Annotated in this window: 23 protein-coding genes; 8 read left to right on the top strand and 15 right to left on the bottom strand. The window is 71.5% G+C overall.

Annotated elements, in window-relative coordinates; translation table 11 throughout:
* Positions 1 to 43 precede the first annotated feature (43 nt).
* From ACZ7OU_RS30070 to ACZ7OU_RS30055, 4 genes are all read right to left on the bottom strand, one after another.
* On the bottom strand, positions 44 to 481 hold the full coding sequence (locus ACZ7OU_RS30070) for a hypothetical protein (RefSeq protein WP_470257784.1): 438 nt from the start codon (positions 479 to 481) through the stop codon (positions 44 to 46).
* 109 nt (positions 482 to 590) lie between these two features.
* Positions 591 to 1250 carry a response regulator gene (locus ACZ7OU_RS30065; RefSeq protein WP_470257783.1) on the bottom strand — a complete coding sequence of 220 codons (660 nt, stop codon included), beginning with the start codon at positions 1248 to 1250 and terminating at the stop codon, positions 591 to 593.
* The gene (locus ACZ7OU_RS30060) at positions 1247 to 2752 is read right to left on the bottom strand and encodes a GAF domain-containing sensor histidine kinase (RefSeq protein WP_470259013.1); all 1506 of its coding nucleotides are present in this window, start codon (positions 2750 to 2752) and stop codon (positions 1247 to 1249) included. Before ACZ7OU_RS30060 ends, ACZ7OU_RS30065 begins: the two co-directional genes overlap by 4 nt.
* A gap of 146 nt (positions 2753 to 2898) precedes the next feature.
* The gene (locus ACZ7OU_RS30055; RefSeq protein ID WP_470257782.1) at positions 2899 to 3303 is read right to left on the bottom strand and encodes a pyridoxamine 5'-phosphate oxidase family protein; all 405 of its coding nucleotides are present in this window, start codon (positions 3301 to 3303) and stop codon (positions 2899 to 2901) included.
* Positions 3304 to 3536: 233 nt separating this feature from the next.
* Between ACZ7OU_RS30055 and ACZ7OU_RS30050 the strand changes: the two genes are divergently transcribed.
* On the top strand, positions 3537 to 4154 hold the full coding sequence (locus tag ACZ7OU_RS30050) for a sigma-70 family RNA polymerase sigma factor (protein ID WP_470243794.1): 618 nt from the start codon (positions 3537 to 3539) through the stop codon (positions 4152 to 4154).
* Positions 4155 to 4239: 85 nt separating this feature from the next.
* Here the strand turns inward: ACZ7OU_RS30050 and ACZ7OU_RS30045 are convergent, their stop codons facing one another.
* Together ACZ7OU_RS30045 and ACZ7OU_RS30040 are read right to left on the bottom strand one after the other, a co-directional pair.
* Complete coding sequence (locus ACZ7OU_RS30045) at positions 4240 to 5634, bottom strand: MFS transporter (protein ID WP_470243793.1); 1395 nt, start codon at positions 5632 to 5634, stop codon at positions 4240 to 4242.
* Positions 5635 to 5794: 160 nt separating this feature from the next.
* The gene (locus ACZ7OU_RS30040) at positions 5795 to 6589 is read right to left on the bottom strand and encodes an IclR family transcriptional regulator (RefSeq protein WP_470243792.1); all 795 of its coding nucleotides are present in this window, start codon (positions 6587 to 6589) and stop codon (positions 5795 to 5797) included.
* A gap of 116 nt (positions 6590 to 6705) precedes the next feature.
* Between ACZ7OU_RS30040 and ACZ7OU_RS30035 the strand changes: the two genes are divergently transcribed.
* From ACZ7OU_RS30035 to ACZ7OU_RS30020, 4 genes are all read left to right on the top strand, one after another.
* On the top strand, positions 6706 to 7914 hold the full coding sequence (locus tag ACZ7OU_RS30035) for a CaiB/BaiF CoA transferase family protein (protein WP_470257781.1): 1209 nt from the start codon (positions 6706 to 6708) through the stop codon (positions 7912 to 7914).
* A 1-nt stretch (position 7915) separates the two neighbouring features.
* Entirely contained in the window at positions 7916 to 8815 is a 900-nt protein-coding gene (locus ACZ7OU_RS30030; protein WP_470257780.1) for a hydroxymethylglutaryl-CoA lyase, read from the top strand.
* 615 nt (positions 8816 to 9430) lie between these two features.
* Positions 9431 to 10867 (top strand): DUF1996 domain-containing protein, encoded by a 1437-nt coding sequence (locus tag ACZ7OU_RS30025; protein ID WP_470243789.1) that lies wholly within the window; start codon positions 9431 to 9433, stop codon positions 10865 to 10867.
* A gap of 62 nt (positions 10868 to 10929) precedes the next feature.
* Positions 10930 to 11280: an MmcQ/YjbR family DNA-binding protein gene (locus ACZ7OU_RS30020; protein WP_470243788.1), complete on the top strand. Its 351-nt coding sequence runs from the start codon at positions 10930 to 10932 to the stop codon at positions 11278 to 11280.
* On the opposite strand, the gene ACZ7OU_RS30015 is transcribed toward ACZ7OU_RS30020, so the two are convergent.
* A complete protein-coding gene (locus ACZ7OU_RS30015) occupies positions 11256 to 12464 on the bottom strand; it encodes an MFS transporter (RefSeq protein ID WP_470257779.1) in 1209 nt (402 codons plus the stop codon). The genes ACZ7OU_RS30020 and ACZ7OU_RS30015 overlap by 25 nt on opposite strands.
* 75 nt (positions 12465 to 12539) lie before the next feature.
* Here ACZ7OU_RS30015 and ACZ7OU_RS30010 point away from each other — a divergent pair, with 75 nt between their 5' ends.
* Positions 12540 to 13076: an ArsR/SmtB family transcription factor gene (locus ACZ7OU_RS30010; protein ID WP_470257778.1), complete on the top strand. Its 537-nt coding sequence runs from the start codon at positions 12540 to 12542 to the stop codon at positions 13074 to 13076.
* Between the two features lie 85 nt (positions 13077 to 13161).
* Positions 13162 to 13623 carry a hypothetical protein gene (locus ACZ7OU_RS30005; protein ID WP_470257777.1) on the top strand — a complete coding sequence of 154 codons (462 nt, stop codon included), beginning with the start codon at positions 13162 to 13164 and terminating at the stop codon, positions 13621 to 13623.
* 96 nt (positions 13624 to 13719) lie between these two features.
* Here the strand turns inward: ACZ7OU_RS30005 and ACZ7OU_RS30000 are convergent, their stop codons facing one another.
* The 6 genes from ACZ7OU_RS30000 to ACZ7OU_RS29975 all read right to left on the bottom strand — a co-directional run bounded on the left by ACZ7OU_RS30000 (position 13720) and on the right by ACZ7OU_RS29975 (position 20039).
* On the bottom strand, positions 13720 to 14478 hold the full coding sequence (locus tag ACZ7OU_RS30000) for an SH3 domain-containing protein (RefSeq protein ID WP_470243784.1): 759 nt from the start codon (positions 14476 to 14478) through the stop codon (positions 13720 to 13722).
* Positions 14479 to 14624: 146 nt separating this feature from the next.
* The gene (locus ACZ7OU_RS29995; protein WP_470257776.1) at positions 14625 to 16064 is read right to left on the bottom strand and encodes a glycoside hydrolase family 3 protein; all 1440 of its coding nucleotides are present in this window, start codon (positions 16062 to 16064) and stop codon (positions 14625 to 14627) included.
* Positions 16065 to 16067: 3 nt separating this feature from the next.
* Entirely contained in the window at positions 16068 to 16898 is an 831-nt protein-coding gene (locus ACZ7OU_RS29990; RefSeq protein WP_470243782.1) for a carbohydrate ABC transporter permease, read from the bottom strand.
* Positions 16895 to 17881: a carbohydrate ABC transporter permease gene (locus ACZ7OU_RS29985; protein ID WP_470243781.1), complete on the bottom strand. Its 987-nt coding sequence runs from the start codon at positions 17879 to 17881 to the stop codon at positions 16895 to 16897. The genes ACZ7OU_RS29990 and ACZ7OU_RS29985 overlap by 4 nt, the downstream gene beginning before the upstream one ends.
* Complete coding sequence (locus tag ACZ7OU_RS29980) at positions 17878 to 19182, bottom strand: sugar ABC transporter substrate-binding protein (protein WP_470243780.1); 1305 nt, start codon at positions 19180 to 19182, stop codon at positions 17878 to 17880. The genes ACZ7OU_RS29985 and ACZ7OU_RS29980 overlap by 4 nt, the downstream gene beginning before the upstream one ends.
* Positions 19183 to 19499: 317 nt before the next feature.
* Positions 19500 to 20039, bottom strand: a complete 540-nt coding sequence (locus ACZ7OU_RS29975; protein WP_470257775.1) for an FHA domain-containing protein — start codon at positions 20037 to 20039, stop codon at positions 19500 to 19502.
* A 156-nt stretch (positions 20040 to 20195) separates the two neighbouring features.
* On the opposite strand from ACZ7OU_RS29975, the gene ACZ7OU_RS29970 reads away from it, so the two are divergent.
* The gene (locus tag ACZ7OU_RS29970; protein ID WP_470257774.1) at positions 20196 to 21698 is read left to right on the top strand and encodes a CBS domain-containing protein; all 1503 of its coding nucleotides are present in this window, start codon (positions 20196 to 20198) and stop codon (positions 21696 to 21698) included.
* Positions 21699 to 21701: 3 nt separating this feature from the next.
* Here the strand turns inward: ACZ7OU_RS29970 and ACZ7OU_RS29965 are convergent, their stop codons facing one another.
* Both ACZ7OU_RS29965 and ACZ7OU_RS29960 read right to left on the bottom strand, forming a co-directional pair.
* Positions 21702 to 23795, bottom strand: a complete 2094-nt coding sequence (locus ACZ7OU_RS29965; protein ID WP_470257773.1) for a (Fe-S)-binding protein — start codon at positions 23793 to 23795, stop codon at positions 21702 to 21704.
* A 30-nt stretch (positions 23796 to 23825) separates the two neighbouring features.
* On the bottom strand, positions 23826 to 24242 hold the full coding sequence (locus ACZ7OU_RS29960) for a hypothetical protein (protein WP_470243776.1): 417 nt from the start codon (positions 24240 to 24242) through the stop codon (positions 23826 to 23828).
* Positions 24243 to 24329 lie beyond the last annotated feature (87 nt).

The following is a 24329-nucleotide window of genomic DNA, read 5'->3' as shown; positions in this document are numbered from 1 at the left end:
TGGGAAACAGTGTTCTAACACTGTTTCCCACTCACGACGTCCGCTAGTTGTTCCGTCGGTGCCGGCCGCCGCGCGACGGGCCGGCGATCGCGCGCACCCGCAGCGCCAGGTCTCCTCGGCGGGCCCGGCGCGCGTACTCCAGCAGCGCTTCCACCTGTTCCTGCGGCAGCCACCCCTGGTCCGCCCCGGCTTCCAGCCGCAGCAGGTGCGTGACGAGCTCGCGTGAGTCCTCGTCGTGCTCGCCGGCCAGTTCCGCGAACCGGCAGGCCGCCTCGGCTTCGCCGTCGCACCACGCCGCCATCGCCAGGAGCGTCGCCGTGGCCGTCAGGATGTCGCCGCGGTGGATGCCCCCTTCCGCCGCCAGGTGCTCCGCCAGCTGGAAGCTGCGCGTGCCGACGCCACCGGCGCCTTCCCGGCGCACGGATCTGGCCAGCGCCTTGATCTGCTGCGTGACATAGTCCCCGCTCGACAACCCCGACATGCTGTCCCCTCTGCCGCGCACGACAACTCGTGCGTCACCCGACAGGTGTATCGCATCGGAGGCCAGATACGTCGGATGCCCCACCGGTTTCCGCCGAGTGGTCGCTTGATCAGCTCGAACGGCCGCCGTCGGCGCGTCGCTGCGACACGTACACCGCTGCAGACGTGCGCCGCTCGACCCCGAGCTTGTGCAGCACCGACGACACGTAGTTCTTCACCGTCTTCTCCGCCAGGAAAAGCCGCTCGGCGATCTGCCGGTTGGTCAGGCCTTCGGCGACCAGGTCCAGCACCCGCCGCTCCTGCGGGCTGAGCTGCGCGTACCGCGGGTCCGGGGCCGCCACGTCCTCGCCGCGCAGCTTGTTCATCACCGACGCGGTCAGCGTGGCGTCCAGCAGCGAGCCGCCGACGGCGACCGTGCGGACGGCGTCGACCAGCGACCGCCCGGAAACCTGCTTGAGCATGTAGCCGGCCGCGCCCGCCATGATCGCGCCGAAGAGCGCGTCGTCGTCCGAATAGGACGTCAGCATCAGGCAGGCCGGGGCCGGCTCGACGGTCGAGCGGATCTCGCGGCACACCTCGACGCCCTGCCCGTCCGGCAGCCGGACGTCGAGGATCGCGACGTCCGGGCGGGCCTGCGGGATCCGGACCAGCGCCTCGGCCGCGGTCCCCGCCTCGCCGACCACCTCGATGTCCTCTTCGGACTCGAACACGGTCTTCAGCCCGGTGCGGACCAGCTCGTGGTCGTCCAGCAGGAACACCGAGATCGTCATCGTCCACTCCCCTGCTCGCCGGTCCGGGCCGGCAGCTCCGCGGTCCATTCCAGCCGGGCGCCGCCGCGCTCGGCGGCCACCAGCTCGCAGTTCCCGCCCCACCGGGCCGCACGGGCGGCCAGGTTGGCGAGCCCGCTGACGCGCTCGCGTTCCGGCGGTGGGCCGGTTCCGTCGTCGCGCACGACCAGGCTCAGCCGGCGGCCGGCCCCGTCCACGGTGACCTCGACCGAAGACGACGTCGCCCCGGCGTGGCGCGCCACGTTCGTCAGCGCCTCGCGCAGCGACGCGATCAGGTCGGACCGGACGGCGTCCGGCACCGCGGCGTCGAGCGGCCCGTCGAAGCCGACGCGCGGCTCGAAGCCCAGCGTGTCCCGCGCGTCGACGGCCACCCGCAGCAGCTCGGCGCGCAGGCTCCCCTGCGCCTGCGCGGGCGCCTGCAGCGAAAAGATGCTGTTGCGGATCTCGCGGATCGTGCCGTCGAGGTCCTGGGCGAACCCGGCGACGCGCGCGCCGACCGCCGGGTCGGCGATCAGCCTGCTGACGCCCTCGAGCCCGAGCCCGGTCGCGAACAGCCGCTGGATGACCAGGTCGTGCAGGTCGCGGGCGATCCGGTCGCGGTCGGAGAACACCGCCAGCTGCTGGCGCACCTCCTGCGCCCGGGAGAACTCGACGGCGAGCGCGGCGTGCCCGGCGAAGGTCTCGGCCAGCTGGACCTCGGTCGGCGTGAACGGCGTCTTGTCGCGGAACTTGGCGACGACCAGCACGCCCAGCGTCTCGTCGCCGACCACCAGCGGCACCGAGATCGCCGAGTCCAGGTCCTTGATCATCGCCGGCATCGTCCCGGGGCGGTCGCGCTGCTGCTCCTGCACGCGGTCGCCGTAGTCGCGCACGACGACCGGGCGGCGGGTGGTGAACGCGACCCCGGTGGCCGTCCCTTCGGTCGGCACGGTCGCCCCGGTGAGCCGGTCGGCGTCCTCCCCCGGCGGCTCGACGACGTCGAACACGAGACGCCCCGGCCCGTCCGGCCGCGCGATCGCCCCGGCGGTGCCGCCGGCCACGATCCGCGCGCGTTCGGCGATCAGCCGGAGGGTGGCGAGCAGGTCCTGCGAGCCGAGCAGCTCGCGGGTGACGTCGTAGGAGGCTTCGAGCCAGCGTTCGCGGCGGCGCAGCCGGTCGACGAGCATCGCCTTGTCCACGGCCATCGCCGTCGCGGCGACGAGCGCGCCGAGGACCTCCCGCTCGCGGCGGCCGAACTCGCGGCCGGCGGCGGGCTCGATCTCGAACCGGCCGAACTCCTTCGGCCCGGCCCGCACGGGCAGCTCGACCACCCCGTTGCCGCCGGCCCGGCCGGTTTCGGCGACGCCGCCTTCGGGACCGGTCACCTCGACGCGGGCGTGCCGGGCGCCGACCAGGTCGCACACCGTCGCCACCGCGGTGCGCAGCACCGCCGGGACATCCAGCTCCCGCGCGATCCCGGCCACCGCGGCCAGGATCGCCGGCATGCCGATTTCGTCCGCCACTTCCCGCCGACCCCACATGAGCCCGATCCCGGGGGTGTCCCCGGGCCGTCAAGGGTCCCACAGGCGACTGCCCGTGTCGGCCCAATCCGGTTCGTCCATCCGGTGGGTCGATCGGCGGAGCGCCTTTGTTACTCGCTGTGGCAGGCGATGCGGTGACCGGTGATCGCCTCGACCGGGATCCGCAGGAACCGGCGGCCGGCGAGGCCCGGACACGGGCACAGGCAGGCGATCCCGGCGCCGTCGGACGGCGACTCGGTGGCGCGCCCGAGCAGGCTGACGTACCAGCCGGCGCCGAAGTCGTCGGCGAAGTCGTCGACCTCGAACGCCACGACGGCGTCGCGCGCGCCCGCGTAGAGGGGACTGCCGGTCGGCGCGGCAAACACGACGGCCTCGTCGACGACGGTGAAGCGCACCGGCCGGACGGCCGGCATCGCCCGGTGGGTGAAGATCACCCGGCCGAGGCTCGCCGTCCGGAGCAGGGCCAGGCTTTGCTGCCGGTCGAGCAGCAGCCCGAAGCCCACGTCGTCCACCATCGCGTCCCTGTGTTTCTCCTGTGAAAAATCCCCGGCCTCCAGCGTGATCGGTGGGCCGAGGCGGCCGGTAGGGCCGTTCGGCCCGGCCACTCCGGGCGGGTCCCGGCAGGCACGTCGCGGGAGCCCGCACCAGGGCCGGAAGACCCGGGCCGCGGCGGCCGCCCGGCCGGTGTGGCGGCGACGCGGGGTGACTTAGCGTCGTGATCGTCCGATGCCGAAGAGAGGTCACCTCGATGCCGCCGCAGTCCGCCGCGGGAGAACCCGTGCCCACGGCGACGTTCACCCTCGATCCGGAGCAGGTCCGGTCCGCGATGACCGGCAACCGCGCCGCGGTCGCCGGGGTGCTGCGCGCGCTGCGGCCGACGGTGTTCCGCTACTGCCTCGGCCGGCTCGGCACGTGGCAGGACGGCTCGTCGGACGCCGAGGACTGCGCGCAGGAGGTGCTCTTGGCCGTCGTCGGCGCGCTGCCGGGGTACCGCTACGAGGCGGACGGCTTCCTGGCGTTCGTGTTCGGCATCGCGGCGCACAAGGTGTCGGACTTCCACCGCCGCCGGGCGCGCGACCGCACGAGCCCGGTGGCCGAGCCGCCGGCCGACCGCTGGACCGGCGGCGACCCGACGGGCGAAGAGGTCGAGCGCGCCGCGGGCCTGGACTGGTCGGCCGGGCTGCTCGACACGCTGCCGGCGCGGCAGCGGGAAATCCTGGTGCTGCGCATCATCTTGGGTCTCTCGGCCGAAGAGACGGCCGCGGCGGTGGGGCTGGGCAGCGCGGGCGCGGTCCGGGTGGCCCAGCACCGCGCGCTGACGGCGTTGCGGCGCGGCCTGCTGGCACAGAAGCGCGAGGCCTCCTGACGGCCGCGCGGCCGGAGCAGCCGTATCGAGGGACTTGGCCTCCCCCGATGCGGCGTTCCCGGCCGGTCGGGGGAGGCGGTCACGGTCACCGAAGCGGTGACGCGGCTTCGTCGTTGACGCTCTCCAGGCGGCGGCCGGTCGTGCGCGGGCCGAGGACCGCGATGTCCACCGCGACCACCACCAGCGCTCCGGCGACGACCAGGAACAGCGTCGTCGGGCCGTGCGAGTTCAGCAGCGGCACCAGCACGAACGGCATCGCGCCGCTCGCCAGGCGGGACAGCGAATAGGTGCCGCTCGACGCCGTCGAGCGCAGCGCCGTCGGGAAGATCTCGGCCTGGTAGATGTGGTAGGCGTTCGAGAACACGTTGCTGGTCGCGGTGTAGAGGAAGCCGAACACGAGGATCAGCCCCATCGAACCCGCGTAGCCGAACGCGATGCCGAACACCGCCATCGCCAGCACCGAGCCGACCACCAGGTACTTCCGCTCGACGCGTTCCACGAGCGGCAGCGACAGCGCCGAGCCGACCGGGTAGCCGATGTAGGTCAGCGCGGCGAACAGCAGCGACTGCGAAAGCGCGTACCCCTTGGCGGCCAGCACCAGCGGCACGAGCGTGCCGAAGCCGTAGTAGCCGAGCGTCTGCAGGATGTGGAAGACGACCATCATCCACGTCCGGCGGCGCAGCGCGGCGCCGAACAGCTCGCGCACCGGCGCGGCGGCGCGCTTGCGGGTGGTGCCGCGCGGCGGGGCGGGGCGTTCGTCGGCGACGCCGCGCGCCTCGGCTTCCAGCCCGGCCACCAGGTGCTCGGCCTCCTCGGTGCGGCCGACGGACTCCAGCCACCGCGGCGACTCGGGCAGGCCGCGCCGCAGCAGGAACACCGCGCCCGCGCCGAGCGCCCCGATCACGAACAGCCAGCGCCAGCCGGCGATGCCGAAGACCTCGTGCTCGGTCAGGCCGCGGGCGAGGAAGCCGACGACCGGGAAGCCGCAGAACGCGAGCGTGTACGCCCAGGCGATGAACCGGCCGCGCTTGCGGGCCGGGAGCAGGTCGGTGAGGTAGGTGTCGGCCAGCGGCGGCTCCGCGCCCAGGCCGATGCCGGCGAAGAACCGCGTCACCAGCAGCATCAGCGCGCCGCCGCTGAACGCGCCGAGCAGCGAGAAGAGCGAGTAGAGCCCGAGGTTCAGCAGGAACGCGCCGCGGCGGCCGAACCGGTCGGCGAGCCGGCCGAGCAGCAGGGCGCCGAAGAACATGCCGACGAACGTCGACGCGAGCAGCGGCGGCAGTTCCGCCTTCGTGAGGGAGAACTCCTCGACGAGCACCGAGCTGAGCACGCCGGTCAGGAAGACCTCGTAGAAGTCGAAGAACAGGCCGAGCCCGACGGCGACGGTGGCCCGGCGGTGCGTGCGGGTGATGGGCAGCCGGTCGAGCCTGCCCGCGATCGTGCCGGTGTCCGGCACGGCGGCGTCGGGGATGTTCGCCATCCGTCGTCTCCTTTGACTTCTCCACTATGTGGTTGGCCGACCCATAATGTGACGGCGGCCGCGCGGAGTCAAGGACAGTCAAGCCCGAGTCCGAGTGCGTCAACGGGCAACAGCGCACAGCCCGGCACGAATCGGGCACCGCCATCGGGTGCCGGAAGAGTCAGAGCGCGGCGACCCGCTCGACGCCGGGGCGGTACCCGAGCCGCTCCGAGGCGCGCCGGGCCGCCTCGACCACGACAGGTGCCAGCCGGGGCACGTCCGCCGGCGTCATGCGCTGGGTCGGCGCGCCGATCCCGATCGCCGCGCTGACCTCGCCGTTCAGCCCGAACACCGGGGCGCTGAGAGACGCCGCGCCGAGGTCGCGCTCCTCGAAGCTGACCGCGTACCCCACGTCGCGGATCTGCCCGAGCTGCTCGGACAGCAGGTCGATGTCGACGGTCGTCCGCGGCGTGAAGCGCGCCAGGCCGTGGCCGATCGCGTCCTTGACCGCCAGCTTGTCCCAGGCCAGGAACACCTTCCCGGCCGAACCGGCGTGCAGCGGCATCACCATGCCGACCACGAACAGCCGCACCACCGGGTGCCGGGACTCCGCCAGCGAGATCACCGTCCGGTACGCGCCGTCGCGGACGTAGAGGCAGGCAGTCTCGCCCGTTTCGTCGCGCAGCTGCTGCAGCACCGGCCGGGTCAGCCGGACCAGGTCGAGGCCGAACGTGCCCGGCGCCGCCCAGCGGACCAGGCCGAGCCCGACGCGGTAGGTGTCGTCGTAGCGGTCGAGGAAGCCTTCGCGCACGAGGTTGTGCACCAGCCGCTGGCACGTGCTGGCCGGCAGCCCGGTCGAGCGGGTGATCTGCTGCAGCGTCAGCTCGGGGTCGTCGATCGTGAACGACTCGAGGATCTGCTTGAACTTGCGCAGTACGAGCACCGGCGTCGTGCCGCTGCGTTCTTCCTCTGCCATCGCCCCGCCCCGTGCCCGTGGTGTGCCGCACAGTCTATCCACGCTCGACGCTGTTGACTCCGCGACACTCGCCCGTATTCTGGGTTTAGAACTCACATCGTGGTTTGGAGTCGGGCATGAGTCAGCAAACCGGACCCCTGGCGGGCATCCGGGTGGTCGAACTGGGGAACTTCATCGCCGCGCCGACCGCCGGCCGGCTCCTGGCCGACTTCGGCGCCGACGTCGTCAAGGTCGAGCGCCCGGGCACCGGGGACGAGCTCCGGCGGTGGCGGCTGCACGACGGCGACACGTCCCTGCTGTTCCGTGCCCTCGGCCGCAACAAGCGCTCGGTGACCGTCGACCTGCGCCGCCCCGAAGGCCAGGAGCTCGTCCGCGCGCTCGCCGCCCGCAGTGACGTCCTCCTGGAGAACTTCCGCCCCGGCACCCTCGAACGCTGGGGCCTCGGCCCCGGCGAGCTGCGCGCGCTCAACCCGCGGCTGGTCGTCGTCCGCGTCTCCGGGTACGGCCAGACCGGTCCCTACCGCGACCGGCCGGGCTTCGGCGGCGTCGCCGAGGCGATCGGCGGCCTGCGCGCGCTCACCGGCTACCCCGACCGGCCGCCCACGCGCGTCGGGGTCAGCCTCGCCGACTCCGTCGCCGGGCTCTACGCGGTGATCGGCGCGCTGATGGGCCTGCTCCGGCGCGACCGCGAGCCGGGCGCCACCCCGGGTGAGGTCGTCGACGTCGCGCTGTACGAAGCCGTCTATTCGCTGACGGAGTCGCTGGTCGCGGACTTCGAGGCGTCCGGCGTCGTGCGCGGCCCGGCCGGCTCCGCGCTGCCCGGGGTGGCGCCGTCCAACACCTACCGCTGCGCCGACGGCAAGTACATCGTGGTCAGCGGCAACGGCGACGCGATCTTCCGGCGGCTCATGCACGGCATCGGCCGGGACGACCTCGCCGTCGACCCGCGGCTCGCGGACAACGCCGGCCGCGTCGAGCACGCCGCCCTGCTCGACGACGCCATCGGCGCGTGGACGGCGACGCGCACCCAGGACGCCGCCGAGGGCGTGCTGCGCGGGGCGTCCGTCCCGTGTGGACCGATCCTGACCGCCGCCGACATCGCCAAGGACCCGCACTTCGAGGCACGCGGCATGCACGAGCGGCACCGGGTGCGCGGCCACGACGGCGAAGTCACCTTTCCCGGCATCGTGCCCACACTCACCGAGCGTCCCGGCCGCACCCGCGCGCTCGGGCCGGAGCTGGGCGAACACACCGAGGCCGTGCTCGCCGAGCTCGGCGTCACCGGCGAGGCGGTCACCCGCCTGCGCGAGAGCGGAGTGATCTGACATGACCGAAGTCCTCCTCACCGAGGTCGTCCTGCGCGACGGCCTGCAGGACGAAGCCGTCACCGTGCCGACCCACGAGAAGGTCCGGCTCGCCCGCGGCCTCATCGACGCGGGCGTGCGGTCCCTGGAGGTCGGGGCGTTCGTCTCCGCGCGCCGGGTGCCGCAGATGGCCGACACCGGCGAGGTCCTGAAGACGCTGCTGGACGCGCCCGCCGCGCTGCACACCCTGGTGTTCACCGAACGCGGCGCGCGGCAGGCGATCGAGGCGGGCGCGCGGACCGTCCGGCTGGTCGTATCGGCCAGCGACGGGCACAGCGTCGCCAACGCGGGCGTCCCGACGGCCGCCGCGCTCGACCGGCTGGCCGGGTGCGCCGCGCTGCTCGCCGCGGCCGGGGTGGCCGTGGAGGCGTCGGTCGCGACGGCGTTCGTGTGCCCGTTCGACGGGGACACCGATCCCGACCGCACCGCCGACGTGGCCGCGCGCCTGGGCACGATGGGCGCGCGCGTGGTCCACCTCGCCGACACGATCGGCGCCGCGCGGCCGAGCCAGCTGCGCGCCGTCGTCTCGGCCGTCCGCGACGAGCTGCCGGACGTCCCGCTCGGCCTGCACCTGCACAACACCTACGGCCGCGCGGCCGCCAACGCGTGGGAAGGCCTGACGCTCGGCATCCGGCGGTTCGACTCGGCGCTGGGCGGCCTCGGCGGCTGCCCGTTCGCGCCCGGCGCGTCCGGCAACGTCGCGACCGACGACCTGGTCGACTTCTTCCACCGCGAAGGCATCGCGACGGGCCTCGACGGGGAGAAGCTGGCCGAACTACGGGACCAGGTGGGACTCGCGGTGGGCCACCGCTTGGACTCGGCGCTGTCCGCGATTCCCGCCGTTCCGGCGGCGCTGCGCTGACCCGATGCTGTGAATGGCGGGTTCTGATCGCCGAGCGGCAGGAATCAGCCATTCACAGCCGGTTCGGCCGGTCATTCGCCGAGCGGGCATTCGGCGGGTCTCACCCAGGGATACGGATGCGGGTTCGGATCGGTTCAAAGTTTTTCGCCACACCCTCCGGAGCTGGACAACGCCCTGGTCGGCGGCCCAGGATGACCGCACACCCCGAGTACGCCGGAGAGGGACACGCGCGGCCGTCCAGCGTGATCCAGTCGCGGGCCGTCGTGCCCGCTTTTTCCGCGCCCCCCATTCTTGCGTCCATTCCCGGCACTTTTCGCGATCTCCCGCGACTACGGAAACGGAACCCCGGGTTAACGGTTCGTAATTGTCGGAAATCCCTTCTTGCCCAGTGTCAAACCCCGGTGTAGCTTCCATCACGGAACGATAACCAGCCGGTTGACGGCGTGGCCACGGGCAGGTGGCGGCGCACCCATCGATGTCGGGTCGGTGGCCGGCACGGAAATCGTTCCTCCCGCCGACGTCGCTTGAAAGACACAAGCCTGATGCGGATGAGCCTGGGCTCGTCCCGTCAGTGTCGCGCGCTCCCGCCAGCCCGACACCCCGGAGGATCCACCCATGTCCAGGTCCAGCACCCAAGGGCGCCATCGCATCTCCCGCAGAACGAAGATCGCGACCGGCGGCATCGCCCTCGCCCTCGCGGTCGGCGGCATCGTCGTCGCGACGACCACCGGCAACACCGGTGAAGCGAGCGCCGACGAGGCCAACCCCGCGTTCTTCGTCGACATCCTCAAGGTGCAGCCGAACCAGTTCGACCCGCGCCCGGTGTACGGCGCGTCGACCGGCACGTTCACCGTCGACTGCGGCCGCAACGAGAACGGCCACTTCAACCCCGACAACTTCATCGCGCAGCCCGGCGTCCGCAACGGCGCCCAGCACCTGCACGACTACGTCGGCAACCTCTCGACGAACGCCGACTCGAACAACAAGAGCCTCGCCAAGGCGGGCACCACCTGCCGCAACGGCGACAAGTCCGCCTACTTCTGGCCGGTCGTGCGCATCGACACCGGCGAGGAGGAGAAGAACGAGCCCGCGAAGAAGCCGGACGGCGACCGCGCGCAGGCCGACCAGGAGGCCAAGACCGTCCAGGTCGCGTGCCCGGACGTCGCCAGCAAGCTCACCGACGTTCCCGACCAGGCCATGGCCGAGGTCGACAGCAACCTCGACCAGCTCGACACGCAGACCGACGAGGCCAACCAGCGCGTCGCGCAGACGCAGGGCCAGGGCGGCGCGAACTTCGTCCAGAACGCCATCCTCGGCCCGCTGAAGGACCGGCGCGCCGCGATCCTCGAGCGGATCGCCACCATCATCGCCCGGTTCGCCCCGAAGCCGAAGGACCTCGGCGGGCTCGCGCCGTGCGCGCCGAAGCCGGGCAAGGACACCGGGACGCCCACCCCGCCGCCGAGCACCACGGCGGGCGGCGCGCTGCCCGGGCAGGACGAGAACAACGAGCTGCCGGGCAACGACGGCAAGATCCTGCGCCCGCAGCGGGTGCAGATCACCTTCCGCGGCAGCTCGGTGGGCAAGGTCGTGGCGATGCCGAAGTTCCTGCGCGTGCTCTACGGCGACGCGAAGGTCTCGACCAACGGGCCGGCCAACGCCCGCGCGAGCTGGACGTGCAGCGGGTTCGAGAACCGCGTCACGGACAAGTACCCGATCTGCCCGCCGAACAGCAAGGTCAAGCGGATCCACACGTTCCCGAGCTGCTGGGACGGGAAGAACACCGACAGCACCAACCACCGCACGCACATCGTGTTCCCGGACCAGTCCGGCCGGTGCGCCCAGGGGTTCAAGGCCGTGCCGCAGCTGCAGATCACGCTGACCTACGACGTCCCGCACGACATCCAGGTCAAGAAGCAGTACAAAGTGGACGCTTTCCCGCAGGAGAAGCACAACCCGGGCTCCGACCACGACGACTTCGCGAACGTGATGTCGCAGCGGATCATGAACGGGCTGGTCAACTGCGTCAACCGCGGTAAGACCTGCCGGGCCTGACACTCCACGCCAAAAGCCGGCGGCGCGCCTGCGCCGCCGGCTTTTGCGGTTGAATGACCGGCATGGTCACCGGTGACGAAGTCCGCGCGTTCGCCCTGACGCTCCCCCGTGCCTACGAAGCCGTCGTGCGCGACCGGGCCAAGTTCCGGGTCGGGCAGATCGTGTTCGCCGCGCTATCGCGGGACGAAACCGAGCTGGGCTTCGGTTTTCCCCGTGACCAGCGGGAAGCGCTGGTCACGGGCGAACCGGAGAAGTTCCTGATGCCCGAGGGGGCGGACCTGCGGTACCAGTGGGTGCGCTGCCGCCTGGCGGCGATCGACGCGGACGAGATGCGCGAGCTCGTCCTGGACGCGTGGCGGATGTGCGTGCCGAAAAAGGTCTGGAACGCCTACGCGGAGATGCATTCGCTCTGAGCGAGCGCCTCCTCGGTCACGACGAGGAGGCCGGCCACGACCGAGAACGCCAGCACCGCCATCACCACGAACACCGCGGGCAGCCCGGCGAGCTGCGCGATCGCACCGCCGGCGAGGGCACCGAGGGACTTCGTCCCCCACGCGACCAGGCGGTAGCTGCTGTTGAGGCGGCCGAGCAGCCGGTCCGGGGTGAGGCGCTGGCGCAGCGACACCATGACGACGTTCGACACCATGACACCCGTGCCGCCGAGGAAGAACCCCGCGCCGACGGCGTACGGGTTCGCGGTCACCGCGAGCGTGCCGACCGAAAGGCCGCCGGTGAGCCAGGAGATCCACAGCGCGCGGACCCGGCCCAGGCGGCGTTCGACCGCCTCGGCGACCAGCGACCCGGTCAGGCCGCCCGCGGCGCTCGTGGCCATCAACAGGCCGAACGCCGGCGCGGACAGGCCCATCGCCGAGCCGGGCCCGACCGCGTACAGGACGAGGACGGCGAAGGTCGCCCCGGTGGCGAAGTTGAACGTCCCGACCATGAGCGAGAACGTCCGCAACACCTTGTGGCGCACCAGGAACCGCAGCCCTTCGGCGATGTCCGCGCGCAGGGTGGTGGGCTTTTCCCGGGGGATCCGGTACTCGCCGCGCACGAGCAGCAGCGCCGCGACGGCCACGGCCCACAGCGCCACCGGCGTCACGAGCGCGGCGACGACGCCGGCCGCGGCCAGCACTCCGGCGAGCGGCGGGCCGGCGAACTCGTTGGCCGTCTGCTCGGCGGCGAACATCCGGCCGTTGGCGCGGGCCAGCTGTTCCCGCCCGACGACCTGCGGGACGATCGACTGCGCCGCGGTGTCGTAGATCGTCTCGGCGCACCCGACGCCGACGGCGGCGACGTACAGCGCCCAGATCGATCCCCCGCCGAACACGGTCAGCAGCGTGACGCCGCCGAGGAGCCCGCCGCGGACGAGGTTGGCGGCGAGCATCGCGCGGCGCCGGTCGAGCCGGTCGACCAGCGCGCCGGCGGGCAGCGCGAACAGCAGCCACGGCAGGCTGAAGGCGAAGGCGAGCCCGGCGACGAGGGCCGGCTCGCGGGTGTAGCCGACCGCGACCAGCGGTAACGCGACCTTGAGGACGCCGTCGGCGAGGCTGGACAGGCCGGCGGCGGACCACAGCCGCCAGAACACGGGGTTCATGAATGGAGGATCGCACATCGATGGGGTTTTCTCCATCGATGTGACCGGATTCCATCGATGGACTACGCTCCGCTCATGACGGAACCCCGCCGACGGCGCCCGGCGACGCCGGCGGAGGCCAAGGCCCTCGGCCACCCGCTGCGGCTGCGCATCATGCGGATGTGCCTGGTCGAGGAGCTGACGAACAAGCAGCTGGCCGACCGCCTCGACCGCGACCCCGGCACGGTCCTGCACCACGTGCGCCAGCTCGTGTCGGCGGGCCTGCTGGAACCGGCGCCGGTCCGCACGGGGCCGAGCGGGGCGCTGGAGAAGCCGTACAAGTCGAACAACGAGACGTGGTGGCTGGACGGACCGCTGTCCGAAGCCGACGCGGAGACGCGGTTCGCGCCGATCGAGATCTTCCAAGAGGAGATCCGCGCGGCGGGGCCGGAGTCGGTGGCGGTGCACGAGAAGTTCCTGCTGCACCTGTCCCCCGACGAGATCGAGGAGCTGGACCGCCGGATCCTCGCGGTACTCGACGAATACGTCGCGACCGACCACGAGCGGCCCGACCGGCCGGCGGTGGGCGGAATCTTCGTGCTGCACCACGTGGCGGGCCGGAAGCGTCGATGAATCTCGACTTTGCCGCTTCGATTCCGATTGACGACGTAGGAATTGTTACGGAAACACTCTTCCCTCCGACCACTCCCGCACCCCGTTGCCGGAGCTCGAGGCCCTGCTGCGCGGCGGCGACCTCCCGCCCGCGCGGCGGCAGGCGATCGAAGCCGAGCTCGCCAGCCGGTACGCGGAGAAGTGGCGGAACTCCGCCGCGTCCGGGCCCGCAGCCGGGGCCGCCTCTGGCCGGGCAACTCCCGCCGGGCCCGACGTTCGCCCAGCCGGGATCGCCTCCCCACCAACCGGCCTGGGTCCCGCCCCGGTCGCGCCGGCCAAGTCCTCCGGGTGGGCCAAACCGCTCGGCTGCCTCGCCGCGTTCCTGATCGCCGCGGCGGTGGGCGTCGTCGTCGCGGTCGCGGTCGACAGCGGGAGCTCGCCACCACCACACTCCGGCACCGTGTGCGTCACCCGGCTCGGCACCTGCCCCATGGTGGAATCCCTGCCGGTCGGCGCCTCCTGCGTGTGCCGGACCCCGAACGGGGACATCGGCGGCGTCGTCGACTGATGCCGCGCGGCCCCTGCCCGGGGGAGGTGGGCAGGGGCCGTCCGCGCGGGTCTCGCCCACCCCCAGGGCCGGGCGAGACCCGCACCGCTCAGCGCGTCAGTGGTTCACCTTGAACCACGGCTGCGACCAGCCGAGGTAGGTCTGGCCCCACTTCTGCTTGATCTGCGCGATGGTCGTCTCGGTGTAGCTGCCGTAGCCGTTGATGTCGTTCGACAGGAACTTGCCGTCGCCGATCGAGATCATCGTGTGCCCGGCGCCGCTGCTCTTGAAGAACGCGAGCCCGCCGGCCGGGACCTGGGTGTCGCCCGGGTGCTTGAACGAGGCCGGGATCTGGGTCCAGTGGACGTAGGCGGTCTCCGAGCCCGACGCGGTCCAGCCGTAGTTCTGCGCGTTGATCCGGTCGCACCAGCCCTCGTACGAGTCCAGGTCGTTGGTGTGGATCCGGGTCTTGGCGTAGGCGACCGCCTGCGCGCAGGTCTTCGGGTCGCCGGTGCCCGCGGTGGTGCAGGTCAGCGTCGAGCCCGCGCAGTCCGGGGCCACGCGGCCGTCCGAGCCGGTGTAGACGTAGGCGTCGCTGATGTAGCCGTCGCCCACCTTGTCCCAGATGTCCGAGGTGCCGTACTTGCCGTCGACGGTCGATCCGTTGGTCTGGCAGGAGATGGTGACGGCGGTGCCGTCGGCGACGGTGCCGACCGGGCTCCCGCTGGTGCTCGGGGTGGCCCGCACGGTCAGCGCGATGCCCGAGTCGGTGTGCACGGTGCCCGTGGCCGCCAGGGCCGGGGTGGCGCCGACGAGCACGATCGCCGCGGCGATGCCGACCACGCCGGCCGCCCGCTTCCCGATCCGAATTCTCATGTGTGCGTCCCTCCAGGATTCGTTGTGGGGACAGCATGGCGACCGCCGGTACAAGGCCCGTACAAAAGCGCGAACACCCTCTGAAGATGCGGCAAAAAGGACGAAGCCCCGCCGGAAACACCGGCGGGGCTTCACCGAGGACGAGCTCAGGCCAGGTACTCGGCCGCCGCGCGCAGGCTCACGTAGGAGCCGCTGAACGTGTCGATCCGCGGGCCGTCGCCGTCGGCCGGCCCCGGCACGCCGGTCTCCACCCGGATGTAGTCCACCGTGGACAGCGCGGCCAGCAGCGCCCGCACCCGCGGGTGCCGGTGTGCCTCCCGGGTCACCACGACGACGCTGCGGAACCCGCGAGCCGCCTCGATGACCGCGTCGGCGTCGTCGGGGGTCGCCGTGAGCGTCCGCGTGCCCGGCACCAGCTCGGCCAGGTGCGCGCCGAGGCCCCACGGCATCGGGCCGGCCGCGATGGTCGGCTCGGTCTGGACGTCGACGACCAGCGCCGGGCCGTCCAGCCGGACGTCACCTCGGACGCGCAGCGCCTTGCGCGCCGCCTCGAGGCCGAGCCGCCGATCCACCGGGCCCACCGAAGCCGGTGCCGGGTCGGTGCCCAGCGCCGCCGTCCGCGAAGCCGCCTCCGCCAGGCGTTCCAGGGGCAGCTCCCCCGCCGCGACCGCGGCGACGATCGCCGTGACGCACGCGTCGAGGTGCTCGGCCTCGAACGCCGCGCCGCCGAGGCAGAGCGCGTCCGCGCCCGCGGCGAGGGCCCGCACGGCCGAGCGGCCGAGGCCGTCGTGCTTGCCGTACGCGCCCGAGACCGCGCCCATCTCCAGCGCGTCGGTGATGACCGCGCCGTCGAAGCCCAGCTCGCCGTGCAGGACGTCGGTGAGCGCGACGCGGTTGAGCGTCGCGGGCTCCTCGCCCCACGCCTTCACGACCAGGTGGCCCGACATCACCGAGCGCACCCCGGCCCGGATCGCCGCGGCGAACGGGACCAGCTCGATCTCGCGCAGCTCTTCGACCGTGCGCGGCAGCACCGGCAGCGCGACGTGCGAGTCCTCGGTCGCCGCGCCGTGGCCCGGGAAGTGCTTGGCGCACGCCGCGACGCCGTACTTCTGCAGCCCCGTCACGTAGGCCGCGACGTGCGGTGACGCCTTCGCCGGGTCGGACCCGAACGCCCGGACGCCGATGATCGGGTCCTCGGCCGCCAGGGTCAGGTCCGCGCACGGCGCGAGGTTGAGCGTGACGCCGCAGGCCGCGAGCCGCTCGCCGAGCGCGGCGGCGACCGCCGTGGTCAGCTCCGGGTCGTCGGCCGCGCCGAGCGCCAGCGGCCCCGGCACGAACGACCCGGTGTTCACGTCGAGGCGGGTGACGTCGCCGCCCTCCTCGTCGATCCCGACCACCACGCCGTCGCGCTCACCCCGCAGCTGCGCGGTGAGCGCGGCGACCTGCTCGTCGTCGACGACGTTGCGGCCGAACAGCACCACCCCGCCCAGCCCGCCGGCCACGCGCCGCCGGAGCCAGTCCGGCGCGGTGGTCCCGGCGAACCCGGGCAGCAGGACGGCTTCGGCGAGCTTCTCCGGTGTGGACACCCGCTATCCCTTCACCGCGCCGGCGGTCGCGCCGGACACCAGCTTGCGTTGCACGAGCAGGAAGAACACCAGCGCCGGGATCGCGTAGATGACCGACGCGGCCATGACGCCGCCCCAGTCGGTGGCGAACGCCGTGCGGAACGACGCCAGCCACACCGGCAGCGTCTCCTTCGGCTTGTCCTGGATGAAGACCAGCGCGAAGAGGTACTCGTTCCACGCGGTGATGAAGCTGAACACCGACGTCGTGACGAGCCCCGGGCCGAGCAGCGGCAGCGTGACGCGGCGGAACGCGCCGGTCTGGCTGCAGCCGTCGATCATCGCGGCCTCTTCCAGCTCGTACGGGATCCCGTTGACGAAGCCGTAGAGCATCCAGACCGTGAACGGCAGCGTGGTGGCGAAGTAGATCAGCAGCAGCGACGGCAGCGTGTTCAGCAGCCCGGCGTCCCGCATCAGCAGGAACAGCGGGATGAACAGCGCCGACACCGGCGCCAGCTGCGCCACCATCACCAGCACCAGGAAGCCCTTGCGGCCGGTGAAGCGCAGCCGCGAGAGCGGGATCGCCGCCAGGGTCCCGGCGACCAGCGCGCACAGCACCGACCCGACCGTGACGATCAGGCTGTTGAGCAGGTACGTCGGGAAGTTGTCCTTGCCCAGCGCGGTACTGAAGTTGCCGAACGAGATCGACGTCGGGATCAGGTCGTACTTGGGCGAGAGGATCTCGCCGGGCGTGCGCAGCGACGTGACGAACATCCAGTACGTCGGGAACACGATCGCCAGCGCGACGAGCACGCCGACCACCGAGAGCACGATCCGCTGCGAGAGCGATTTCCTCACTTCAGATCACCTTCCCGGGTCCGGGTGAGCAGCTGGATGTACCGGCCCGTGATGAGCGCGAGCACGATCAGCATCAAGGTCGCGATGGCGCCGGCCGCACCGAAGTGGTTGCCCGCGATGCCCTTGAGGTAGAGCACGACGGCCAGGGTGGTGCTTCCGCCGTCCGGGCCGCCTTCGCGGATCGCCCAGATCTGGGCGAACGCGTTGAAGTCCCACAGCACGGACAGGAACGTCACCATCGTGGTGATCGGCTTGATGGCGGGCCAGGTGACCGCGCGGAACGTCTGCCACGCGCTGGCGCCGTCGATGCCGGCGGCCTCGTACTGCTCGCGCGAGACGCCGATGATGCCCGCGTACAGCGAGAACGTCACGAACGGCACGGCCTGCCACACGATGAGCAGCCCGATCACCGTCAGTGTGCTGGGACCGCTGGAGAACCACGAGAAGCCGATGAAGCCGTGGAACCCGAGCCGGTCGAGGGTCTTGTTGAGGATCCCGTACTGCTCGTCGAAGATCCACTGGAACACCGTGGTCGTCGCGATCACCGGCGTCGCCCAGGCCAGCACCAGCGTCACCTGCACGATGATCCGCACGACCGGGCCGAGGTGGCGCATGAGCACCGCCAGCAGCAGGCCACCGAGGATGGTGGCGGCCACGATGGCGGCGGTGAAGACCAGGGTCCGGAAGGTGACCGTCCAGAACTCCGGGTCCGAGAGCGTGTTCGAGTAGTTGTCGAACCCGATCCAGACCGTCTTGCCGGAGACGAGCTGGCCGATGTCGAGCTTGCGGAAGCTGATGGCGAGCACCTGGACCAGCGGCCAGGCGAGCAGCACCAGGATCGCGGCGAGCGCGGGGAGAAGGAGCAGGTACGGGAGCACCCGGTCGCCGAACCGGCCCCGCCTGCGCTTCTTGACCCGCGGGTCGCGCGGCGATGCCGGCGGGGTCGCCCCCGCCGGCATCGTCACATTGGCGGTCGCTGTCATCCGCCGATGAGCTTGTTCAGCGCGGCGTTGGCGTCGGCGGTCGCCTGGTCGAGCGTCTTCTTGCCGGTCAGGTACGCGGTCAGCATGTCCTTGACCGGGTTCTGGCCGGACTCCACGTCACCCCACTTCGGGCTGGCCGGCACGGCCTTGCCGTTGGTGGAGGCCTTGGCCATCACGCTGCCCATCGGGTCCTTGTCCAGGCCGGTGAGGTCGGTCGACGTCCCCGGCACGACGCCGGCGGCGGCGAGCTGGCTCTGGTACTTCGGGCTGGAGAGCAGCTTGATGTACTCCTTGGCCGCGGCCACGTTCTTGCTGTTGGCCGGGATGGCCAGGTTGGAGCCGCCCAGGAAGACCGGGGCACTCTGGCCGGCGGTCTTGCCCGGGATCGCGAACGCGCCCGTCTTGTCGGTCAGGCTCGCGTCCGTCTTCGCGGCCGTCGCGACCTCCCACGGGAGACCGATCATCATGGCCACCTTGCCGGCGCCGTACACGGTCGCCTGCTGCGGCTTGGCCTCGTCCGCGTCCTTCGGCGCCTTGGTGCCGGAGGTGTCGACGAGCTTCTTGTAGAACTCGAGGCCCGCCTTCGCACCGGCGCTGTCCAGCGTCGCCTTGAAGTTCTTGCCGTCGGGCTGCGCGATGTCGCCGCCGTTGTCCCAGATGAAGGACAGCAGCGAGTACCAGTTCTGGCCCGGCATGTAGAGGGCCTGGAAGTCCGGGTCGGAGCCGAACTTCGTCTTCAGCTTGGTGATCGCGTCGATCCACTCGTCGTTCGACGCCGGCGTCTTGGTGATGCCGGCCTGCTCGAACATGTCCTTGCGGTAGATGACCTCGCGGTTGGCCGCGTAGAACGGGACACCGTAGATCTTGCCGTCGTAGGTGCCCGAGTCGGCGAGGCCCTTCAGCCACTGCGCGCCGTTGAAGCTGTCCTTGTCGGCGGTCAGATCGGTGAGGACGCCCTCGTTCGAGGCGAACGCCGCGGTCTGCGTGTTACCGATCTCGATGACGTCCGGCGGGGTGCCGCCGGCCAGCGCGGTGGTCAGCTTCTGCTGGATGCCGTCCCACTGCTGGACCTCGTACTTGACCTTGACGCCGGGGTGCGCCGCCTCGAACTCCTTGTTGAGCGCGTCGGTCAGGGTGGCGGGCGCGGAGCCCGTCATCAGCCAGACCGTCACCGTGCCGCTGAGCTGCGCGGGAGCGCCGCTCGACGAAGCGGCCGTGTCCGAGCCGCTGGAGCCCGCGCACCCTGCGGTCGCGAGCGTGAGTGCGGCGGCGCCCGCCGCCAGCTTGAGCCAGCGCTTCACTCGATGCCGTCCTTTCCCTGCCTGGCCACCGTGGCCAAGCGCCCCAAATGGTGTAGACCAATGTTGGGGTTAGAGTGGTACGTACCACAGGCCCTGTCAAGGCGGTTGCCGGAACGTTGTAAACGCACCGGGGAGTCTGACGGGGTGTAGTCGGACGGTCACCGGCATCGCCGCGACCTGCGGGGGAAGTCGTCCGAATAGGAGGGTGTCCGGAACGTTTTTCACCGGTGGCCACGCGAGGTTCACCGCGCGGCCACCCGTACGGCGCAACGAAAACGCCCCGGGGAAGGCTCCCCCGGGACGTCGCTCGAGGCGCGTCAGACCCCTTTGCCGCGCGCCCGGCTCCGGCGCGCAAGGACCACTCCGAGCACCGACACGACCAGGCCCACGACCAGCAGCGTGACCCCGAACTCCGGCCCGGCGCCGAAGTGCCGGAACACCCGCGCCGCGCCGAGCGCGAAGCCGGTCACGACCAGGACCGGTCCGGCCACCAGCGCGACCGTGCCCTTCCGCTCGGTCGGCACGGCGGCGAACACCGGCTGCCCTCCCGCGGCCGCGCCGACGTCGGAGTACACGGTGGTGATGGACCCGAAGGACACCCGGTCGCCGTCGTGCAGCAGCCGCGCCCGCCCCGGCGCCAGTGCCTGGCCGTTGACGAGCGTGCCGGCACGCGAGCCGGCGTCGGACACCCAGGTCCCGCGCGCGTCACGCCGGAGCCACGCGTGCCGCGGGCTCACCCGGTCCGAATAGAGCTTCAGGTGCGCTTCGGGCGCGCGCCCGACCAGCCAGGAGCCCCGCCGCACCTCCAGCCGCGCGACGGCGCCTCCGAGCGTCTCGATGGTCGCTTGGTGTTCCATCGCCCCTCCCCTCGCTTCCCCCGACGGACAGAGCGGCACGGGGGCGTGAAGATGCGCGGCGAACGGGTGAACCGGCCGGCGTTCGGGCGACGATCACCGTCCTCCCACCGACAGGGGTGCGTAGGCCAGTTGGGTGCCCAGGAAACCGGGAGAACGATGAAGTCAGCTTGGCAAGTCCGCGCGGGCCGGCAAGGCGAGCGCGACCAGGAGTCCCTCGCCGAAGGGCTCTCGATCGTCGGATGGGGCGGCGTCCCCGCGCTCGGCCGGTTCGACGACAAGGAAGCGCTCAAGGCGGGGCTCCGGGAGTGCTACCCGCACCGCTCCCCCGCCGTGCTCGGGAACTGGGCCGGCCAGCTGTGGCGCTTCTACCGGGAGATGAGCGAGGGCGATCTCGTCGTCATGCCGCTCAAGACCGTGCGGCGCTTCGCGATCGGCGAGATCACCGGGCAGTACCACTACCGCCCCGGCGCGAGCGACGACTGCCGGCACGCGCGGCCGGTCCAGTGGCTCCGGACGGACGTCGAGCCCGGCGAGTTCGGCCCCGACCTGCGCGGCAGCCTCGGTTCCCTGCTCACCGTCTGCCGGTTGAGCCGTCACGACGCCGCCCGGCGGATCGCCGAAGTCGCGGCCGGCCGGGCGGACCCGGGCTGGCAGCACGCGTCGGCGAACCTCGATCCCGACGCGGCCCGGACCGACCTGTGGGAAGCCGTCGAGACCGGTGCGGCACCGGTGAAGCTGACTGTGCGGACCCTGCTGTCACGATGGGGTTACCGGCGGCGCACCGCGACCTCGCTGGTGACCGTGCGGTCCGAGCTGGCCGAGCACGGCGTCACGACCCGGCCACCGTTCACCTCGGCCCGGATGGACGCCGTCGTCGAGCTGGTCCCGCTCGCCGACGAGCCGGGCACCGCCGACCCGGTGCCGGATCCACCCGAAGCCGAGGCTCAGGACGACTTGCCCACCAAGTGGATGGTGCGCGCGGTCCTGCCGGACGAGCCCGCCGTCGAGGCCGTCACGGCCGGGAAGCCCCTCGCCACCGCGGTGACGCTCATGCTGGCCAAGAACTATTCGCAGCTGGCGGTCACCGACGACGACGGGTTCTGCGTCGGCGCGGTCAGCTGGGAGTCGATCGGCCGGGCCCGCCTGGCGAGCGCCGCGCCGACGTTGCGGGACGCCACCACCCAGGTCCGGGTCGTCGACTTCGACGACGAGCTCTTCGAGCAGATCGAGGAGATCTACCGTCGTGGCTACGTCTTCGTCCGGGGAGAGGACCGCCGGAAGCTCATCGGGGTCGTGACCGCCCACGACCTCGCCCGCCAGTTCGGCGCGCTCGCCCGGCCGTTCTCGCTCCTGGAAGAAGCCGAGCTGCGGCTCCGGCGCCAGACCAAACGCAGCCTGCCCGAGGAGCTGGTCGACAAGGTCGCGCCCCCGTGGGCGAACGGGAACCCGACCTTCGGCAACTACGTGCGCCTGTTCGAGGAGCAGCGCCACTTCGACCTGCTGAACTGGCCGCTCGACCACCAGGCGTTCCTCGGCCTGCTCAAGGACGCGCGCCGGATCCGGAACGACCTCATGCACTTCTCCGGCGACGAGGTCCCGAAGCAGGACCTCGCCGCCATCGAAGGGTTCTGCGCGACGGTCAAAGCCGTCGACCGGTAGCGGTCAGGGTTTCGGCGCCGGGGTCTTCACCCGCTCCAAGAGCAACTGGGCCACGTCCCGGACATCGACGTTCTCCGCCTTCTGCTCGCTCTGCCGCTGCACCAGCCCGTCGGTCAGCATCACCCGGCAGAACGGGCAGCCCGTCACGATCGTCTCCGCGTCGGTCGCGATCGCTTCGTCCACGCGCTCCAGGTTGATGCGCTTGCCGATCTGCTCCTCCATCCACATGCGCGCTCCACCCGCGCCGCAGCACAGAGCGCGGTCGGCGTGGCGGGGCATCTCCTCGAGCGTCGCTCCCGTCGCGCCCACGAGCTCGCGGGGCGGCGTGTAGACCTTGTTGTGGCGCCCGAGGTAGCACGGGTCGTGGTAGGTCACCTTCGGACCGTCTTCGACCGCCTTCACCGGCGTCAGCTGGCCACCACGCACCAGACGGTTGAGCAGCTGCGTGTGGTGCACGACCTCGTAGTGCCCGTCCAGGTCCGGGTACTCGCGGCCGAGCGTGTTGAGGCAGTGCGGGCACGTCGTGACGATCTTGCGCAGCTTCGGCTCACGGCCCTCGAACACCGCGTTGAGCGTCTCCGCCGTCTGCTGCGCCATCATCTGGAAGAGGAACTCGTTGCCCGCGCGGCGCGCCGGGTCGCCCGTGCACGACTCCTCCTTGCCGAGCACCACGTACTTCACGCCGGCGATGTGCAGCAGCTCGGCCGTGGCGCGGACCGTCTTGCGGGCCTGGTCGTCGAACGCGCCCGCGCAGCCGACCCAGTACACGTACTCGACGTCTTCGGCGAGCTCGCCGTCGAACACCGGGACGTCGAAGTCGAGGTCCTTCGTCCAGGCCAGGCGTTCCGAGTTGTTCTGGCCCCAGGGATTGCCCTTGGTCTCCAGGTTCTTGAACAGCCCGCCCAGCTCGGTCGGGAACGCCGACTCGATCATGACCTGGTAGCGGCGCATGTCGACGATGTGGTCGACGTGCTCGATGTCCACCGGGCACTGCTCGACGCACGCGCCGCAGGTGGTGCACGACCAGAGCACGTCCGGGTCGATGACGCCGTTGTCGGCTTCCGAGCCGACGAGCGGGCGCGCCTCCTCGTGCTCGGTGCCGGCGAGGATGTAGGGCGCCTCCTCGAACAGGTTGTCGCGCAGGCTCATGATGAGCAGCTTGGGCGACAACGGTTTCCCGGTGTTCCAGGCGGGACACTGCGACTGGCAGCGGCCGCACTCGGTGCACGTCGAGAAGTCGAGCATGCCCTTCCACGTGAAGTCGCCGATCTTGCCGCGGCCGAACGTGTCGTCCTCGCCCGGGTCCTCGAAGTCGATCGGCTTGCCGGCGGACTCCATCGGCAGCAGCGGGCCGAGCGCGTCCGGCAGCCGCTTCGCCGAGACGTTGATCGGCGCCACGAAGATGTGCAGGTGCTTGGAGTAGAGCACGATCGACAGGAACACCAGCATGACGCCGATGTGCAGCATCAGGCCGATCGTCTCAAGCACCTCGGTCGTCGAGTGCCCGAGCGGCTCGAGGAGGTTCCCGACTCCGAGGGAGACGTACGCACCACTGTCGTACGGGAAGTTGCCGGACGCCGAAGAGGCGCCGCGGAAGAAGAACATCGTCCAGACGACGTTGAAGATCATGAAGAGGATCAGCCACGCGCCGCCGGTGTGGGAGCCGTAGAAGCGCGACGCGCGGTCTTTGCGCGCGGGAGCGTTGCGGATGCGGATCACCGTGAACACGGCCAGCGAGACGGCCACCATGACGGCGATGAAGTCCTGCAGGAAGCCGAGCACCGCCCAGTGGCCGATCCACGGGATCGCGAACTTCTCGTCGAAGAGCGCGCCGTACGCCTCGAGGTACACCGAAGCGAGGATCACGAAGCCCCAGAACGTGAAGAAGTGCGCCAGGCCGGGCACCGACCACTTCAGGAGCTTGCGCTGGCCGAACACCTCGCGCACCTGCGCGAACATCCGGGCGCCCAGGTCGTCCGACCGCTTGGTGTCGGGCTGACCGGCCTTGATCAGCCGGTAGAGGAACGCGACCCGCTTGCCGGCGACGGCGAGGCCGACGACCGTCATGAGCAGGCCGAGGATGAGACGAACGAGCACGGGTCCTCCGGTCGTACTTCGAGGATCGGCTCAGTGCGAGCCGGTGTAGTAGCGGCACGCCTTGCACGCGTACCGCATCTTCGCGACCCGCCAGTGTTTCCGGTACAGATCGAGGTCGGGCGACCGGCGGACGCCGAGGCGCTGGTAGCGCCCGGGACGGCGATGGCCGGTTTCGTACCGCTCGGTCGCGCGGCCGAGGTGGGCGCGCCGCAGCACGCACCCCCGCGTCCCGCAGCCGAGCGCGGCGCGGCAGAACCGGTGCAGCAGCACCAGTTCCCCGATGACTTCTTCGACCACGCCGTAGCCGGGGTGGTCGCCCGGCCCGGTGAGCCGGACGGGCAGGCCGCAGTACCCGCACTTGAGGGTGCAGGAGAGGCAGCCGGCGATGTGCCTGAGCCGCAGTGCGCGCCGGTCTTCGGAGCCGGGTCCTCGGACGCGCGACGCCATGGGGCCTCCTCCGGCGACTGTGATCGGCACCACTGACTACTGGAGGGTAATGAGGAGGTCACTTCGCGCGACAGGACCATTCGGCCT

It is taken from the genome of Amycolatopsis sp. NPDC114505 (assembly GCF_055633615.1).
The sequence above is the reverse complement of the archived record's forward strand: the minus strand, read 5'-3'. Positions and strand labels throughout refer to the sequence as shown.

What these genes read in the sequence shown, in the direction of transcription:
- ACZ7OU_RS29970 (WP_470257774.1), top strand. Translation starts at nt 20,196, where the DNA reads ATGAAGTCAGCTTGGCAAGTCCGCGCGGGCCGGCAAGGCGAGCGCGAC.
- ACZ7OU_RS30065 (WP_470257783.1), bottom strand. Translation starts at nt 1,250, where the DNA reads ATGACGATCTCGGTGTTCCTGCTGGACGACCACGAGCTGGTCCGCACC.
- ACZ7OU_RS30010 (WP_470257778.1), top strand. Translation starts at nt 12,540, where the DNA reads ATGACGGAACCCCGCCGACGGCGCCCGGCGACGCCGGCGGAGGCCAAG.
- ACZ7OU_RS29975 (WP_470257775.1), bottom strand. Translation starts at nt 20,039, where the DNA reads ATGGAACACCAAGCGACCATCGAGACGCTCGGAGGCGCCGTCGCGCGG.
- ACZ7OU_RS30070 (WP_470257784.1), bottom strand. Translation starts at nt 481, where the DNA reads ATGTCGGGGTTGTCGAGCGGGGACTATGTCACGCAGCAGATCAAGGCG.
- ACZ7OU_RS30000 (WP_470243784.1), bottom strand. Translation starts at nt 14,478, where the DNA reads ATGAGAATTCGGATCGGGAAGCGGGCGGCCGGCGTGGTCGGCATCGCC.
- ACZ7OU_RS30020 (WP_470243788.1), top strand. Translation starts at nt 10,930, where the DNA reads ATGGTCACCGGTGACGAAGTCCGCGCGTTCGCCCTGACGCTCCCCCGT.
- ACZ7OU_RS30060 (WP_470259013.1), bottom strand. Translation starts at nt 2,752, where the DNA reads ATGCCGGCGATCCTGGCCGCGGTGGCCGGGATCGCGCGGGAGCTGGAT.
- ACZ7OU_RS30015 (WP_470257779.1), bottom strand. Translation starts at nt 12,464, where the DNA reads ATGAACCCCGTGTTCTGGCGGCTGTGGTCCGCCGCCGGCCTGTCCAGC.
- ACZ7OU_RS30055 (WP_470257782.1), bottom strand. Translation starts at nt 3,303, where the DNA reads ATGGTGGACGACGTGGGCTTCGGGCTGCTGCTCGACCGGCAGCAAAGC.
- ACZ7OU_RS30030 (WP_470257780.1), top strand. Translation starts at nt 7,916, where the DNA reads ATGACCGAAGTCCTCCTCACCGAGGTCGTCCTGCGCGACGGCCTGCAG.
- ACZ7OU_RS30050 (WP_470243794.1), top strand. Translation starts at nt 3,537, where the DNA reads ATGCCGCCGCAGTCCGCCGCGGGAGAACCCGTGCCCACGGCGACGTTC.
- ACZ7OU_RS30040 (WP_470243792.1), bottom strand. Translation starts at nt 6,589, where the DNA reads ATGGCAGAGGAAGAACGCAGCGGCACGACGCCGGTGCTCGTACTGCGC.
- ACZ7OU_RS30025 (WP_470243789.1), top strand. Translation starts at nt 9,431, where the DNA reads ATGTCCAGGTCCAGCACCCAAGGGCGCCATCGCATCTCCCGCAGAACG.
- ACZ7OU_RS30045 (WP_470243793.1), bottom strand. Translation starts at nt 5,634, where the DNA reads ATGGCGAACATCCCCGACGCCGCCGTGCCGGACACCGGCACGATCGCG.
- ACZ7OU_RS29960 (WP_470243776.1), bottom strand. Translation starts at nt 24,242, where the DNA reads ATGGCGTCGCGCGTCCGAGGACCCGGCTCCGAAGACCGGCGCGCACTG.
- ACZ7OU_RS30035 (WP_470257781.1), top strand. Translation starts at nt 6,706, where the DNA reads ATGAGTCAGCAAACCGGACCCCTGGCGGGCATCCGGGTGGTCGAACTG.
- ACZ7OU_RS29985 (WP_470243781.1), bottom strand. Translation starts at nt 17,881, where the DNA reads ATGACAGCGACCGCCAATGTGACGATGCCGGCGGGGGCGACCCCGCCG.